Consider the following 15,276-nt stretch of genomic DNA (forward strand, 5'->3'; position numbering starts at 1 on the left):
GCGACGGGTTCGCGGCTCAGATGACCGCGACCGCGGTGATCAGGCCGATCGCGACGTGCGTGACCGCGAGCAGGCGGGCGCCGGGCTGCAGCTCCTGCTCCTTGACGAGGTCGCGGACGGAGATCCCGGCCACCTTGTCGAAGATCAGCATGGCGAGCGTCTGGACCACGATGCCGACCAGGCCGAACACGGCCGTGCCCGCGAGTCCCTCTCCCAGGCGGCCGCCCGCCGACCAGATGGAGGCGGCCACGATGAGGCCGATCGCGGCCAGGGCGGAGGTGGCGAGCAGGGTGGCGTTGGGGTTGCGCTCGGAGCGGATGACCTCGCTCAGCTTGCCGGGCGTGGCCCAGTCGATCACGTAGAAGCCGACGATCAGCAGGATCAGGCCGACGGCGGCGTACGCGGCGATGGCGCCCGAACCGCGGGCGAGGGTCTCAAGGAGGGTCACGGAAGATCCATTCGAAACGGGTGGGTACGGGCTCAGGACTGGATGCGGTGCGGGACGAAGGAGGAGGTGTCGTCGGTGATGTAGCCGGTCGTCTCCCTGATGCCCAGGCCGGCCGCCTCGTCGGCGACCATCCAGGCGCCGAGCACCGGCCGCTGGCCCTCGAAGACGGGCAGCGCCTCGAAGCCCTGGTGGACGTAGCCCTCGCGGCCGTACTGGCCGGGCGTCTCCTGGACGCCCTCAGGGGTGACGATGCGCATCGAGGCGCCCTCCCTGCCGAGCAGCGGCTTGCTGATGAACGAGGTCAGGTCGCGGGGCCCGTCGAGGTAGGCGGGCAGCAGGCTGGGATGGCCGGGATTGAGCTCCCAGAGCACGGCGAGCAGCGCCTTGTTCGACAGCAGCACCTTCCACAGCGGCTCGATCCAGGTGGAGTGGCGTACGGCGTGGCGTCCGAACTCGTCGGACAGCATCCACTCCCACGGGTACAGCTTGAACACCGAGCGCATGACGCGGCCTTCGGTGTCCACGAACGTGCGGTTGAGCGCGTCCCAGCCGATGTCCTCCATGGCGACGGCCACGGTCGCGAGGCCCGCCTGCTCGGCGGTCTCCTGGAGGTAGGCCACGGTCATGGCCTCTTCGCCGGTCTCGTCGGCGCTGGTGAAGGCGAAGTGGGCGGGGCCGGACGGCAGGCGCAGCTCCCGCCAGCGGTCGATGAGCCGCTCGTGCACGGAGTTCCACTGGTCGTCGCCGGGGAAGACGTCCTGCAGCCAGAACCACTGCACGACCGACGACTCCACCAGCGACGTGGGGGTGTCGGCGTTGTACTCCAGCAGCTTGGCCGGGCCCGTGCCGTCGTAGCGCAGGTCGAAGCGGGCGTACAGGTGGTCGTCGCGGCGCTCCCATGAGCGGGCGACGTCCTCCCACGCCCATTCGGGGATCGCGAAGTCGGCGAAGCGGCCGGTCTCCACCACGTGCGCGGCGGCGTGCAGGCACATCTCGTGCAGCTCTTCCACCTGGCGTTCGAGCTCTTCGACCTCGTCCATGGAGAAGACGTAATGGACGGACTCGTCCCAGTAGGGGCGGCTCAGCCCGGCCGGGTGGGCGGCGCGGTGGTAGGCCAGGCCCTGGCCTTCGATGGTCTTCTCCCAGCCGTCCCTGGGAGCGGCGTGCTCGCGGCGCATGGCTTCAGCTCCCGCCGCTCCAGCCGCGGCCGAAGCCGCCGCGCTGGATCGACTTGCCGCTCCTGCTGCTGATGTTGACGTCGGAGGGCTTGAGCGTGGTGCCGCCGCGTACGCGGGTGCCGACGCGGTGGCCGCCGTAGTACCAGACGTAGGCGCCGTGGGAGCCGCCGTAGTGGTGGCCGGTGGAGGAGGAGCGGCTGTCGTCGTCGCAGTAGGAGTCGTCCACGACCTGGTAGGAGCCGTCGGAGGAAGTGCTCGTGGCCGCGGGGCTGTCGGTGGGGGTCGGGGAGGTGGTCGGGGACTCGGTGGCGGTAGGGGTGGCGCTGTCTGTGGCGGTGGGGGAGGCGGTCGGTGTGGAGGTCGGGGTGGGGGTCGGTGTGGCGGGGAAGTCGCCGCTGCCGTTCGGGCTGCCCAGCAGGACGCAGTCGGCCGTGACCTCCTCGTCGTCGTCGACCGCCGCGCAATAACCCACGACCATCACCGAGAGGACACCGAGGACCGCCAGCGGAACGATCTTGGACGATTTGCGCGGCGGTTGCTTCGGCGCCTGCGACGGGTGTGGCATGAAACTCCTGCTTTCCTGGGCCGATCAGACTAGCGGCGGCCCTTGGCCCTGATCAATGGTCCCTGGCCGATTTGCCCTGATCAGGGTTGGTGCTCCTGGTCGCCGCTCTCCTGGGGTAGGACTGGACGCATGGATCCGGTCGAGGCCCTGCGCGAGATCGCCTTTCTGCTCGAGCGCGCGGATGAGCCCCCGTACCGCGTGCGTGCCTTTCGCCGCGCCGCCGCGGTGATCGATGAGCTGTCCCCCGGAGAACTCGCCCGGCTGGCCCGTGACGGCGGGCTCGGTGATCTGCCCGGCATCGGGAAGGTCACCGCCCTTGTGGTCAACGAAAGCCTTATGGGTGAGGTTCCAACTTATTTGCGGCGAATGCGGGCAACTGCCGGGACGGAGCTCGACGCGGAGACCGCGGAGCTGCGCGCGGCGCTCAAGGGCGACCTGCACAGCCACTCCGACTGGTCGGACGGCGGCTCGCCGATCGAGGAGATGGCACGGGCGGCGATCGCGCTCGGGCACGACTACCTGGCTCTGACCGACCACTCCCCGCGGCTGACGGTGGCCAAGGGGCTGTCGGCCGAGCGGCTGGAGCGCCAGCTCGACGAGGTGGCCGCGCTGAACGAGCGGCTGGCGCCGTTCAGGATCCTGACCGGCATCGAGGTGGACGTGAACCTCGACGGCTCGCTCGACCAGGAGCCCGAGCTGCTCGACCGGCTGGACGTGGTGGTCGCCGGCGTGCACTCCAAGCTGCGCATGGGCGCGGAGGACATGACCCGCCGCATGGTCACCGCCATCGCCGACCCCCGCGTGGACGTGCTCGGCCACTGCACGGGCCGCGTCGTGCGGGCGGGCGGCAAGCGAGGAGTGAAGCGTCCCGAGTCGGAGTTCGAGGCGGAGCTGGTCTTCGAGGCGTGCCGGCGGTTCTCGGTCGCGGTGGAGATCAACTCCAGGCCCGACCGGCTCGACCCGCCCAAGCGGCTGATGCGGCTGGCGTACGAGATGGGCTGCCTGTTCGCGATCGACTCCGACGCGCACGCGCCGGGGCAGCTCGACTGGCAGCGCAACGGCTGCGAGCGGGCCGCGAGGTGCGGGATCGAGGCGGACAGGATCGTCAACACCTGGCCGCTCGACCGGCTGCTCGACTGGACGCGGGGCTGACGGCGCGGCTGAACGGTCGGCTGACCGCTCGGCTGGCGGCGCGGCTGATCGATCGGCGGGCTGGTCGGCTGACGGGAAGAACCGCGGATCGTCACACCGTGGAAAGGCGAGCACGGCTCGCATGTCGCATGGAAGGTCGTTCCGCTTTTTCCAGGGGGCGCCGGGGTGGTGACGCGGGCGTGAGACCCCTGTGGCGGCGCGGTTAGGTGGGTGTCGCGGGGCTGCCGCGCGGCCCGCGATTGTCGGTGGCGGCGCGTAGCGTTCCGCTTGTGAACCGTACCGACCGGCTCTACGCGCTCGTCGAAGACCTGCGCGCCATCGCGCCACGCTGCCGCTCCGCCCGCGAGCTGGCCGCGCGGTTCGAGGTGAGCGTACGCACGATCGAGCGCGACATCACCGCGTTGCAGGAGTCGGGCGTGCCGATCTACGCCGAGCCGGGTCGCAAGGGCGGCTACGCGATCGACAGGAAGGCCTCCCTGCCCCCGCTCAACTTCACGCCGACCGAGGCGGTGGCCATCGCGGTGGCGCTCAGCCGGGCCGGCGACCAGCCGTTCGGCCGCCAGGCCCGCAGCGCGTTACGCAAGGTGGTGGCCGCCATGCCGGGCGCCGAGGGCGAGCTGGCCAGAGAGCTGGCCAGGCGCGTGCAGCTCGCGCGCCCGCAGGACGAGCCGGAGGTCCGGCCGATGGGCGGCGAGGGCATCTCCAGGGCCATCGAGGAGGCGCTGCTGCGCCGCCGGGTGCTCAGGCTCGACTACGCCGACGCCAAGGGGGCGCTGACCTCGCGGGACGTCGAGCCTGGTGTGTTCCTGGGCGGGCGTGGCGGGTTCTGGTATCTCGTGGCGTGGTGCCGGCTGCGCGACGACGTACGCGTCTTCCGCCTCGACCGCATCGCGGCCGCCACCGTCACCGCCGAGCGCTGCCCCGACCGGCCCCTTGAGGGCTTCGCCACCGACGTGCCCGAGATGGTCGTGCACGGAACGGTGCTCGACTGACTGATCCGAGAGTTTTTTCGAAAACACCGACAGGGGGTTGTCGCCATAGGGATACATCCTTGTGGTGTTCGAACAATGAGGAGCGCATGATCATCCATTCCAGGTGATCATCCGCTCGCCGGCCGGAGAGAGCGCCTTCCCCGCGAGATCCCGGTCCCGGCGAGCGGGCCGCCCCGCCCGTGCGGGGCGGGTCACCCGTCGCCCTGGACACGCCGCCGATCGCCGAGCGGCGGCGCGTCCAGGGCCCTTGCGCTCGCGGTGATCGGGCGGTGCTCGGAGCCGGTGCTCAGGGCCGGTGCTCAGGGCCGGTGCTCAGGGCCGGCGGTCAGGGAGCAGGGCGGTGATCAGAGGGAGGCGGCCGACAGCCAGCGGTCGAGGAGGTCCTGGTCGCCGTGCACGGTCACCGCGGCGAGTGAGCGGCGGCCATAGAGCACGAGCAGCAGGTCGGCGACCGGGCCGCGCACGGCCACGTCGCCCTTGGCGTGCCCGCGCTCCCAGGTGAACGTCCCGGCGGGGCCCTGCGTGATGGTCCACTCGCCGTCGGCGTCGCTCGCGTGGAGGTGGATCGTGGCCCCCTCCAGGCCGAGCTCGGCCAGCGGCTTGGTGACCCACCGGGCGGACGGCAGGTTGTGCAGCAGCTCTTCGATGCCGTCGATCGCGGTCTCCGCCGGGATCTCCGGGTCGATGCCGAGCGCGAGCTCGGCGTCCACCCGGTGGATCAGCAGCTCGAAGAACATCCGGCGCGGCCACCACGAGGCCTGCTTCTCCGGCCCCCACGACCACACCGGCGTCGCGGGGTCGGTGGCGCGCAGCGTCTCCAGCATCTCGCCGGCTCCCGCCGTCAGCCACGCCGCGTCGCCGGGGACGCCCTCCGGCAGGCCGGTCGGCACCTGGAACGACCAGACCCGCTCCTGCACCTGGTTGCCCAGCACGTGCACGGTCCAGCGGTGCAGCCGCCCGACGTGGGTGACCAGGTCGGCGATCGTCCAGCCAGGACAGCTCGGCACCGGCACCGACAGGTCGCCCGACAGCGCCGCCAGCCTGGTCGTCTCGGCTTCGATCTTCGCGAGGTAGTCAGTCACCCGACCTACATTAGGCCGCCGGGCAAGTCGTGCCCTTCTGCGGCATCTTGCCGTCGATCAGGTACGCGTCCACGATCCCCTGCACGCACTTGCTGCCCGACAGGTACGCCCCGTGCCCCTCGCCCTCGTACGTCACCAGCGTCGCGGTCTTGAGCTGGGCCGTCAGCTTGGGCGCCCACTCGTACGGCGTGGCCGGGTCGCCCTTGCCGCCCACCACGAGGATCGGCGCGGAGCCGGTGGCGTTCACGTGCCTGGCCTCGTCGCTGCCCTTGGCCGGCCAGACCCGGCACAGCCCGCCCGAGCCCTCGCTGCCGAACAGCGGCGAGATCTTCAGCGCCGCCGCCTCCGTGCGGCGCAGCGTCGCCTCGTCGGGCCGCTCGGCGGTGTCGACGCAGGTGATGGCGGGGAAGCTGGTCATCTGCGTGGAGTAGTTGCCGTTCTGGTCGCGCCCGGTGTAGGAGTCGGCGAGGTACATCAGCGCCTCGCCCCGCCCCTTGAGCGCCTCGCCCAGCGCCTGCTCAAGGAACGGCCAGGTCAGCTCCGAGTAGAGCGCGGCGGCCACACCGGTGGAGGCCAGGCCCTGGGTCAGCGCGCGGCCGCCCACCTGCAGCGGCTTGGTGGTCAGCTGGTTCATCAGCCGGGCCACGTTCGCGTTGGCCTCCTCGGACGTCTTGCCGACCGCGCAGCCGCCCTCCTTCACGCACGCCTTGAGGAAGCTCTCGTACGCCTGCTGGAAGCCGCGCGTCTGGGCCAGCGTGCGCTGCTCGAACGTGACCGTCGGGTCGAGTGGCGCGTCGAGCACCATGCGGCCGACGTTCTTCGGGAACAGGGTGGCGTAGACGCCGCCGAGCTGGGTGCCGTACGACATGCCGACGTAGTTGAGCTTGGGGTCGCCGACGGCCTCGCGGATGCGGTCCATGTCGCGGGCGGCGTTCACGGTGCCGACGTAGGGCAGGATCTTGCCGGAGTGCTCCTGGCAGAGGGTGGCGAACTCCTTGTTGGCCGCCTCGGCCGCCTGGTGCGTCTGCGCGTCGGCCGGCAGCGTGTTGAGCGAGGTGAACCTATCCATCTCGGCGCCGTCGCCGCAGCGCACGCCGGAGCTGCGCTCGACGCCGCGCGGGTCGAAGCTGATCAGGTCGTAGCGGGCGCGCAGCGCGGTCAGCGCCTTGGCGGCCTGGTCGAGCGTGTCGACGCCGGAGGCCCCAGGCCCGCCGAAGTTGAACACCATCGAGCCGAGCTTCTTCGCCTTGCCGGCGGCGGGCAGCTTGATGAGCGCGAGGTCGATCTTCTCGCCGTCCGGCTTGGCGTAGTCGAGGGGCACCGCGAGCTTGCCGCACCGTATGGAGGCGTCCTGGCGGGCGGGCGGATCGCCGTCGGGACGCTTGATGTCGGTGCACGGCCCCCAGGCGATCGACCCTGATGCGGCGGGCCCGGGGCTCGCGCCGTCGAGGGCCTCGGAGGCCGGCTGAGCGGGTGCGGTGGAGCAGCCGGCGGCCGCCAGGACCAGGGCGGCGGCTATAACGCGACGCATGACGAAACTTCCCCTCACATCTCTTCAGGGGGAAGTAGTGCCCACAATACGGCAACGTGCACCAATCGTGAGTGAGGCGGCACGTACCCCCTCCTGAACGTGCCGCCTCAGCTGCCCGGCGGCCCGGACGGCCTGATATGACGGCGCTCCCGCGAAGATCTTCGCGGGAGCGCCGTATCTCGGTCGGGTCAGACGCCCATCGACTGGGTGTCGTTGCTCTCCGCGCCGCCCGCCTCGGTGACGCCGTTCTTGAGGTGGTAGCGGGCGATGGCCTCGCGCAGCACCTCGCCGTCGAGCTCGCCCCGCTTGACCAGGCTGCTCAGCACGGCCAGCGTGATCGAGGCGGCGTCGACGTGGAAGTGGCGGCGCAGCGCCGAACGGGTGTCGGACAGGCCGAACCCGTCGGTGCCCAGCGAGGACCAGTCACCCGGCACCCACTGCGCGATCTGGTCCTGCACGGCCTTCATGTAGTCGCTGACGCCCACGAACGGGCCGTGCGCCTGGGACAGCGCCTGGGTGACGTAGGGGACGCGGCGCTCGGCGTCGGGGTTGAGCAGGTTGTGCTCGTCGCACGCCAGCGCCTCGCGGCGCAGCTCCGACCACGACGTCGCCGACCACAGCGTGGCGGACACGCCCCAGTGCTCGGCCAGCAGCCGCTGCGCCTCCACGGCCCACGGACCGGCCACGCCGGAGGACAGGATGTTGGCCTTGGGCCCCTGCGTCTCCGGGCCGTCGGCGAACTTGTACAGGCCCTTGAGCAGGCCCTGCACGTCGATGTCGGCGGGCTGGGCCGGTTGCAGGTAGGGCTCGTTGTAGACGGTCAGGTAGTAGAAGACGTCCTCGGGCTGGTCGCCGTACATGCGCCTGAGGCCGTCCTTGACGATGTGGGCCACCTCGAACGCCCACGACGGGTCGTAGGCGACGACGGCCGGGTTCGTCGAGGCGATGAGCGGCGTGTGGCCGTCCTCGTGCTGCAGGCCCTCGCCGTTGAGCGTGGTGCGGCCCGCGGTGGCGCCCAGCAGGAAGCCGCGCCCCATCTGGTCGCCCATCTGCCACATCTGGTCGCCGGTGCGCTGGAACCCGAACATCGAATAGAAGATGTAGATCGGGATCATGTGCTCGCCGTGCGTGGCGTAGGAGGTGCCGGCCGCGATCGCCGAGGCCATCGAACCCGACTCGCTGATGCCCTCGTGCAGGATCTGCCCCTGCGTCGCCTCCTTGTACGACAGCAGCAGCTCCCTGTCGACGGCCTCGTACGTCTGCCCGTGGGGCGAGTAGATCTTGGCCGTCGGGAACATGGCGTCCATGCCGAACGTACGGGCCTCGTCGGGGATGATCGGCACGAACCGGTGGCCGATCTCCTTGTCACGCATGAGGTCCTTCAGCAGCCGCACGAACGCCATCGTGGTGGCGACCTGCTGCTTGCCCGAGCCCTTCTGGAAGGTGGCGTAGACCTCGTCGCCGGGCAGCTTGACCGGCTTGGCGCGCATGATCCGCTTGGGCAGCACGCCGCCGAGCGCCGCGCGGCGCTCCTTCATGTACTGGATCTCGGGGTCGTTCTCGCCCGGGTGGAAGTAAGGCGGCAGGTCGCCCTCCAGCGCGGAGTCGGGGATCGGCAGGTAGAGCCGGTCCCTGAACTCCTTCAGCTCGGCCTTGGTGAGCTTCTTCATCTGGTGGGTGGCGTTGCGCGCCTCGAAGTCCTTGCCCAGCGTCCAGCCCTTGATGGTCTGGGCGAGGATCACCGTCGGCTGGCCGACGTGCTCGCGGGCCGCCTTGAACGCGGCGTAGACCTTGCGGTAGTCGTGGCCGCCGCGCGACAGCTTGCGGATGTCGTCGTCGGTGAGGTGCTCGACCATCTTGCGCAGGCGCGGGTCGGAGCCGAAGAAGTGGTCGCGGATGTAGGCGCCCGACTCGACCGAGTAGGTCTGGAACTGGCCGTCGGGGGTCGTGTTCATCTGGTTGACCAGCACGCCGTCGACGTCGGCCGCCAGCAGCGGGTCCCAGTCGCGGCCCCAGACGACCTTGATCACGTTCCAGCCGGCGCCGCGGAAGTACGACTCCAGCTCCTGGATGATCTTGCCGTTGCCGCGTACCGGGCCGTCCAGCCGCTGCAGGTTGCAGTTGATCACGAACGTGAGGTTGTCGAGCTCCTCGCGCGCGGCCAGGCCGATCGCGCCCAGCGACTCGGGCTCGTCCATCTCGCCGTCGCCGAGGAAGGCCCAGACGTGGCTGCGGCTGGTGTCCTTGATCTGGCGGTTGAACAGGTAGCGGTTGAACCGCGCCTGGTAGATCGCGCCGATCGGGCCGAGACCCATCGACACCGTCGGGAACTCCCAGAAGTCGGGCATGAGCCGCGGGTGCGGGTAGGAGGGCAGGCCGTGGAAGCCGTGCGACAGCTCCTGGCGGAACGCGTCGAGCTGGGCCTCGTTGAGCCGGCCCTCGAGGAACGCGCGCGCGTAGATGCCCGGGGCCGCGTGACCCTGGAAGAAGACCTGGTCGCCGGACTCGCCGTGGTCCTTGCCGCGGAAGAAGTGGTTGAAGCCCACCTCATAAAGGGAGGCCGCCGAGGCGTAGGTGGCGATGTGGCCGCCGACGTTGGTGCGGGCGTTGGCTCGCGACACCATGACCGCCGCGTTCCAGCGGATGTAGGCACGGATGCGGCGCTCGACGTGCTCGTCACCCGGGAACCAGGGCTCGCGCTCCGGCGGGATGGTGTTGATGTAGTCGGTGCTGCGCAGGCCCGGCACGCCGACCTGGTGCTCGCGGGCTCGCTCCAGCATGCGCAGCATGAGATAGCGGGCTCTGGTGCGGCCCTCGGTCTTGACGACGTTGTCGAGGGACTCGAGCCACTCGTTGGTCTCGCTGGGATCGACATCAGGAAGCTGGCTGGGTAGGCCGTCGCTGATGATCGAGAATCGCTGGCGTCCGGAAGCCACTGGGTCTCGCCTTCCGAGATGGACTGATGTCTGGTCTGGGTCGCCTTCCATCCTGGTCTCTAGCCGGAGAAAACGCATCTCTACTAGCCAGTAACCAGAGTGTCCCTGCTGGCAGGGCCGCCCCTGATGGCCTAGACCACCGATGGTAGGACGAATCGCCACCAAAGGTTACATCCCGAAAACAATTTAACAAGACCAGAAAACCAACGAAATTTCGCTCGATTCCCGGCTGCTTCCCGCGATGTCTCCTCCGTAGCCTTAGCCTCCCCCTCGGGGGAGGCTTCTCACTCGCGGCGGGCGAGTCTATCCGGCCAGGTCGGCCGGGCGCTCAGGCCGCGATCACGGCGTCCGCCGGCCGCTCCTGGCCGGACCGCTCTTGGTTCAGGTGGCCAGGCGGATCACGCGCCGGTCATGCGCCGGCTTTCGGCGCGAACGGGCGGCGGCCCCGGCCTGTTCCTGTGCTGTCCGCCGCGGCCCTCGGGGGCCTTGCGCCGGTGTGCCCTGGAGCCTCTCCTCACCCCTTTGCCCGGTGTCCCACCGCCCGGGCGCGTCGCCGCCGATCGGGGCTTCCAACCGTCGCTCTCGCGGTGGCGACGTTCGCTCCATGCACCGTAACAATCCGGTCATGATTCTGGAGCGCTCTCCAGACCCGGCAAAACTTAGGAATCTCACTTTTCGTACGGCATTCCACGTACCAATGTGAGAGGTATGAATGCGACGGTTGGCGACCGCCTCCTGGTACATGGCAATACCGTGGGCGAAAGGGACAGGGGTGGCGTAATCACTGAGGTCCAAGGCGTGGACGGCGCGCCCCCGTACCGGGTCCAGTACGACGACGGGCACACCTGCCTGGTCTTTCCCGGGCCCGATGCCGTGGTGCTGCATCAGTAAGATTTTCGCGTGAGATCTGAAATCATCGCTGTGGCCACCGGTTCCCGGGAGACCGTGCACGACATCACGGCCGAATGTGCCGAATTCGTACGCGGTCAGGGCGGCGACGGGCTGCTGCACGTCTTCGTGCCCCACGCCACGGCCGGGGTCGCGCTGCTGGAGCTGGGCTCGGGCAGCGACGACGACCTGCTGGCCGCGCTGCGCGACCTGCTGCCCGCCGACGATCGATGGCGTCATGCCCACGGTTCGCGAGGTCACGGCAGGTCCCACGTGATGCCCGCACTGATCCCGCCGTACGCCACGATCCCCGTGCTGCGCGGGCGAATGGCACTGGGCACGTGGCAGTCGGTCGCCTTGATCGACCTGAACGTCGACAACCCGCAACGTCAGGTTCGGCTGTCGTTTTTGTCTGATTGATTCTGGCCGACCAGGGCCGTACCCGTGGCGACCGTTGACGACTGAGGGTCACAGCGTGTGGACTGTGCCGAAGCGATAAACCGCATAAGCGGGGCCACTCAAGCAGGAGGGATAAACGTGAGCGCGACCGCGGGTCAGGCGCAGGGCGAGCGCGGCCTGGCCGAACGACTCGGCCTCAAGCCGGGTCAGGTGGTGCAGGAGATCGGTTGGGACGAGGACGTCGACGACGAGCTTCGCGACTCCATCGAAGACCTGACCGGCAACGAGCTGCTGGATGAGGACAGTGATGACGTCGTCGACGTGGTGCTGCTGTGGTGGCGCGACGGTGACGGCGACCTCTTCGACGCTCTGACCAACGCCATGCGAGCACTCGCCGACGGCGGCCAGATCTGGCTGCTGACTCCCAAGGCCGGGCGCGATGGCCACGTGGAGCCGAGCGACATCGGGGAGGATGCCGCTACCGCGGGTCTCTCGCAGACGAGCAGCATCTCCGCCGCACCCGACTGGTCCGGGACCAGGCTCGTCCCGCCGAAAGGCAGCCGCCGGTAGGAGTCTCGAGCGCCTGCCGTACGGCAGGATGGATCTGTGAACGCACATCCTGCCGAGGTCGGCGCCCAGGCTCCTGATTTCGAGCTACAGGACCAGCACGGCACCCCGGTGAGCCTGCGACAGTTCCGGGGCGAGAAGGTCGTGCTGGTCTTCTACCCGCTGGCGTTCAGCGGCATCTGCGGCAGCGAGCTGTCCGCTCTGCGCGATCAGCCCATCGAGGGCGCGCGGTTGCTGACCGTGTCCGTCGACTCGGTCTTCACCCACCGTGCGTGGGCGGATCGCGAGGGTTACACGTTCCCCCTGCTCTCTGATTTCTGGCCACACGGACAGGTCGCGCGGGCGTACGGTGTGTTCGATGAGGCGAAGGGGCTCGCGCAGCGGGGGACCTTCATCATCGACGGCGAGGGCGTGATCCGGTGGTCGGTGGTCAGTCCGATCTCCTCAGCACGTGACGTCGCCGACTATGTCAAGGCACTCGCCGATATCGCATGACGTTCAAGGACATCGCCGACTTCGGAGGAAACGATGCCCTGCTTCCGGTGCGGGGCCCGGCAGACGGACCCGGTGCGCGGAGCCAGCCCGTGGCAGCGCGGGGTGCGCCACGAGTCCCAGGTGCTCATCTGCCCTGACTGTCAGCGGCTGCACGACCTCGACCTCGACTCCTGCTCGACGTGCGGGTCCACGGCGCTGTTCTGCCGGCTGGGCGAGGTGGAGTGCCGGGGGTGCGGCGCCGTCTGGATGGCCCGCTCGTCCACCGACCCCATCCACCCACCCACCGTCGCCGCACCCCCAGGGCTGTCGGCCGAGGTGGAGGCGGCGCTCAACCGGGTCCTTGGGCGGGCCTGAGGGGGCTTGTGCGGGGTTGCGGGTGTGTGCGGGGCTTGGTGGGCTTCACTTGGGTTCGCGGGGCTGTGTGATGGTCTGGGGCGTCTTGAACGGGATGCGCGCCTGAGCTTGATCGTGTCTGGGACGCCGCACCGAACTTGACCGGGATGCCGCACCGGACTTCTCTGGGATGCCCTGCCCCCGGACTCGGCACAGGTCGTGGGCCCCTTGTCGTGGGCCCCTTGTCGTGGGCCCCTTGTCGTGGGCCCCTTGCCATGGAGCCCTTGCCGCGGGCTCCCTGTCACGGGCCCCCTGTCACGGGCCCCCTGTCACGGGCCCCCTGTCACGGGCCCCCTGCCACGGAGCCCTGCCATCGACCCCGGTCTGGCTGGTTGATCAAGGTCGTGGTCGGCGGCCGGTCGACGTCGCGTTCACGTGCTGATCTTGTGCCTGGGGCCGGACACCCTTTCCGGACATTTGCTGAGCTGCGCTATCGTCTCCTTCCGTGTCCGCAATGAGTTCGTTCGTCGTCGCGCTTGACGTCGGTGGCACGTCCATGAAGGGCGGCCTGGTCAGCGAGTCCGGCGCGGTGCTGCTGAGCGAGCGGCGCCCCACCCCTCGGACCGAGGGGCCGGAGGCGGTCGTGGCCGCGATCTCCGACTTCATCAGCCACCTGGCAGGATCGGGCGACGGCATCCCCGCCGGCGTCGGCCTCGCCGTACCGGGGCTGGTGACGGAGAGCACCGCCGTATACGCGACGAACCTGGGCTGGCGCGACGTCCCCGCCACGGACTTCACCACCCTGGACATCCCGGTCATGCTCGGGCACGACGTACGCACCGGGGGCCTGGCGGAGAGCATCCTCGGCGCGGGCCGCGGCGTCTCCGACTTCCTCTTCCTCCCCATCGGCACGGGCATCGCCGGCGCCTCGATCATCAACGGCGAACCGTACGGCGGCGCCGCCGGCTGGGCGGGCGAGATCGGCCACACCCCTGTCTTCCCCGACGGCGAACAGTGCGCGTGCGGGCAGTTCGGCTGCCTGGAGACGTACGCGTCGGCGGCCTCCGTCGGGCGCCGCTACAGCCAGCGGGCCGGCGTCGAGGGCGTCAAGGCCGAGCAGGTGGTCTCCTCCGACGATCCCATCGCCATCGAGGTCTGGGACGAGGCCGTGGAGGCGCTGTCGCTGGCGCTGGCCACGTACACGCTGCTCCTGGACCCGTCCGTCATCGTCCTCGGCGGCGGCCTCGCCGAAGCCGGCCCCGCCCTGTTCGACCCCGTACGCACGCGCCTGATCAAGCGCCTGGCCTTCCGCGAGGCGCCCCCGCTCGTCCCCGCCGCACTCGGCGTGGACGCCGGCATGCTCGGCGCCGCCCTCCTGGGCTGGCGCGCCGCCGGCCGCCCCGAGCTGGGGCCCGGGTGGGTGGTGGATGTGCGATCGGGTCCGTTGGTGTCGTAAGGTGTAGTGCCGATCAGGGGCGGTTAGCTCAGCGGTAGAGCACTCGCCTTACAAGCGAGGGGTCACTGGTTCGAACCCAGTACCGCCCACCTGCGAAAACAAGTGATGTTCGATCTTGAAAACGGCGACTGAGTGACTAAGTGAGTGACTAACTCCCGAAGATCCTGTCCATCGCCGCAGCTCCCTGCATGATCACAGGCCGGATCTGGTGCCGATAGACCGTCTCGGTGACCACCGTGTTGGAGTGGCCGACCAGGCGCGAGATGTCCTCGATGGGGACGCCGGAGTCTGACAGCACGGACACAAAGCTGTGGCGTAGCTCGCGAGGTGACCACTTTCGTTCGGTGAGCCCCGCCGCCACGACGACCTTGCGGAAGTCACGCCGTACGTTGTGAGCCGTGACGGGTGTGCCCGTTCGCGTGCAGAACACGAGGTCGGTGTCCTGCCATCGGTTGCCCGCTTTCTCCCTCGCGAGGTCCTGCGCTTCCTTGAGGAGGCGCAACGCGTCCACGCAGCGCTGGGGGAGCTTGAGTGACCGGCGGGACTTCACCGTCTTGGTGTCGCCCTTCTGCCGGACGGATCGCCAGACGTAGACCGCGAAGTCGGTGTGCTCCCAGCCCGCCTCTGCCACCGGCAGCCAGGCTTCACGGCTCTCGTCGTACGCCACGACGTGCGACCAGAGCAGTGCCCGCAGTTCCTCCGTACGAGCCCCGGTCAGCAGGGACAAGACGATGTAGGCCCGTATGCGCTCGTTGCTCTTCTCCGCCTGGGCGAGAACGGCGAGAGCTTGGGCCAGCGTCAGGGCCTTGGACGGACGACCGGCGCGCCCCTCCGGGATGTCGCACAGATCCACGACGTTCCGCTTCACCTTGTCACGGCGCATGGCGCTCTTGACCGACCGGTTGAGGATGCCGTGGATCAGCTTCAGCGACCGGGTGCCCAGGTCACCGGTCTTACTGGTGAGCCACTTGTCCACGTCCTCCACCGAGAGGTCGCGCAGCTTGCGAGCGCCGAGGGCAGGGATCACGTGCTTGTCGGCGTAGGTGATGTACATCTTCACCGTGGCGTCCGACCTCCCACCGAGGCCGTGTTCCAGCCAGTAGCGCACCGCGTCGGCCACGGTGTAGTTGGTCGGCGCGATTGCCAGGCCGTCTTCGTAGTCGCGGATGATCTCTTTGAGTTTGGCCTTGGCTTCGGTCTTGGTCTTGCCGCTGGCCTTCTTGACGATGCGTTTGCCGGCCGGGGTGTAGCCGA

Annotated in this window: 15 protein-coding genes and 1 tRNA gene; 9 read left to right on the plus strand and 7 right to left on the minus strand. The window is 69.4% G+C overall.

Going from position 1 to position 15,276, the window contains the following annotated elements:
• Positions 1-16: 16 nt before the first annotated feature.
• The 3 genes from AB0K18_RS27925 to AB0K18_RS27935 are packed head-to-tail and all read right to left on the minus strand — an operon-like array spanning position 17 to position 2,191.
• On the minus strand, positions 17-448 hold the full coding sequence (locus AB0K18_RS27925) for a DUF350 domain-containing protein (protein WP_345387660.1): 432 nt from the start codon (positions 446-448) through the stop codon (positions 17-19).
• A gap of 32 nt (positions 449-480) precedes the next feature.
• Entirely contained in the window at positions 481-1,626 is a 1,146-nt protein-coding gene (locus AB0K18_RS27930) for a glutathionylspermidine synthase family protein (RefSeq protein WP_364919678.1), read from the minus strand.
• A 4-nt stretch (positions 1,627-1,630) separates the two neighbouring features.
• The gene (locus AB0K18_RS27935) at positions 1,631-2,191 is read right to left on the minus strand and encodes a hypothetical protein (protein WP_364919680.1); all 561 of its coding nucleotides are present in this window, start codon (positions 2,189-2,191) and stop codon (positions 1,631-1,633) included.
• 129 nt (positions 2,192-2,320) lie between these two features.
• Here AB0K18_RS27935 and AB0K18_RS27940 point away from each other — a divergent pair, with 129 nt between their 5' ends.
• Both AB0K18_RS27940 and AB0K18_RS27945 read left to right on the plus strand, forming a co-directional pair.
• Positions 2,321-3,343 carry a PHP domain-containing protein gene (locus AB0K18_RS27940; protein WP_364919682.1) on the plus strand — a complete coding sequence of 341 codons (1,023 nt, stop codon included), beginning with the start codon at positions 2,321-2,323 and terminating at the stop codon, positions 3,341-3,343.
• 269 nt (positions 3,344-3,612) lie between these two features.
• The gene (locus tag AB0K18_RS27945; RefSeq protein WP_364919684.1) at positions 3,613-4,335 is read left to right on the plus strand and encodes a YafY family protein; all 723 of its coding nucleotides are present in this window, start codon (positions 3,613-3,615) and stop codon (positions 4,333-4,335) included.
• 344 nt (positions 4,336-4,679) lie between these two features.
• On the opposite strand, the gene AB0K18_RS27950 is transcribed toward AB0K18_RS27945, so the two are convergent.
• The 3 genes from AB0K18_RS27950 to aceE all read right to left on the minus strand — a co-directional run bounded on the left by AB0K18_RS27950 (position 4,680) and on the right by aceE (position 9,884).
• Positions 4,680-5,417, minus strand: a complete 738-nt coding sequence (locus AB0K18_RS27950) for a maleylpyruvate isomerase family mycothiol-dependent enzyme (protein WP_364919686.1) — start codon at positions 5,415-5,417, stop codon at positions 4,680-4,682.
• Positions 5,418-5,427: 10 nt separating this feature from the next.
• Entirely contained in the window at positions 5,428-6,948 is a 1,521-nt protein-coding gene (locus tag AB0K18_RS27955) for an alpha/beta hydrolase (RefSeq protein WP_364919689.1), read from the minus strand.
• Positions 6,949-7,136: 188 nt separating this feature from the next.
• On the minus strand, positions 7,137-9,884 hold the full coding sequence (aceE, locus tag AB0K18_RS27960; protein ID WP_364919692.1) for a pyruvate dehydrogenase (acetyl-transferring), homodimeric type: 2,748 nt from the start codon (positions 9,882-9,884) through the stop codon (positions 7,137-7,139).
• A gap of 708 nt (positions 9,885-10,592) precedes the next feature.
• Between aceE and AB0K18_RS27965 the strand changes: the two genes are divergently transcribed.
• The 7 genes from AB0K18_RS27965 (at position 10,593) to AB0K18_RS27995 (ending at position 14,111) form a co-directional block, all read left to right on the plus strand.
• Complete coding sequence (locus tag AB0K18_RS27965) at positions 10,593-10,775, plus strand: DUF1918 domain-containing protein (protein ID WP_364919694.1); 183 nt, start codon at positions 10,593-10,595, stop codon at positions 10,773-10,775.
• 9 nt (positions 10,776-10,784) lie between these two features.
• Positions 10,785-11,192 carry a secondary thiamine-phosphate synthase enzyme YjbQ gene (locus tag AB0K18_RS27970; RefSeq protein WP_364363387.1) on the plus strand — a complete coding sequence of 136 codons (408 nt, stop codon included), beginning with the start codon at positions 10,785-10,787 and terminating at the stop codon, positions 11,190-11,192.
• 117 nt (positions 11,193-11,309) lie between these two features.
• Positions 11,310-11,741 carry a DUF3052 domain-containing protein gene (locus tag AB0K18_RS27975; protein ID WP_345387640.1) on the plus strand — a complete coding sequence of 144 codons (432 nt, stop codon included), beginning with the start codon at positions 11,310-11,312 and terminating at the stop codon, positions 11,739-11,741.
• Between the two features lie 36 nt (positions 11,742-11,777).
• On the plus strand, positions 11,778-12,233 hold the full coding sequence (locus AB0K18_RS27980) for a peroxiredoxin (protein ID WP_364919697.1): 456 nt from the start codon (positions 11,778-11,780) through the stop codon (positions 12,231-12,233).
• Between the two features lie 72 nt (positions 12,234-12,305).
• Positions 12,306-12,587, plus strand: a complete 282-nt coding sequence (locus tag AB0K18_RS27985) for a hypothetical protein (RefSeq protein ID WP_364919700.1) — start codon at positions 12,306-12,308, stop codon at positions 12,585-12,587.
• Between the two features lie 493 nt (positions 12,588-13,080).
• Positions 13,081-14,022, plus strand: coding sequence for an ROK family protein (locus AB0K18_RS27990; protein ID WP_355413200.1), 942 nt, complete (start codon positions 13,081-13,083; stop codon positions 14,020-14,022).
• Positions 14,023-14,039: 17 nt separating this feature from the next.
• Positions 14,040-14,111: transfer RNA gene (locus AB0K18_RS27995), tRNA-Val, on the plus strand.
• Positions 14,112-14,170: 59 nt separating this feature from the next.
• Here the strand turns inward: AB0K18_RS27995 and AB0K18_RS28000 are convergent.
• On the minus strand, positions 14,171-15,276 hold a 1,106-nt coding region (locus AB0K18_RS28000; protein WP_364919703.1), incomplete at its 5' end, for a site-specific integrase.

It is taken from the genome of Nonomuraea sp. NPDC049421 (assembly GCF_040677005.1).
Taxonomy (GTDB): Bacteria; Actinomycetota; Actinomycetes; order Streptosporangiales; family Streptosporangiaceae; genus Nonomuraea; species Nonomuraea salmonea.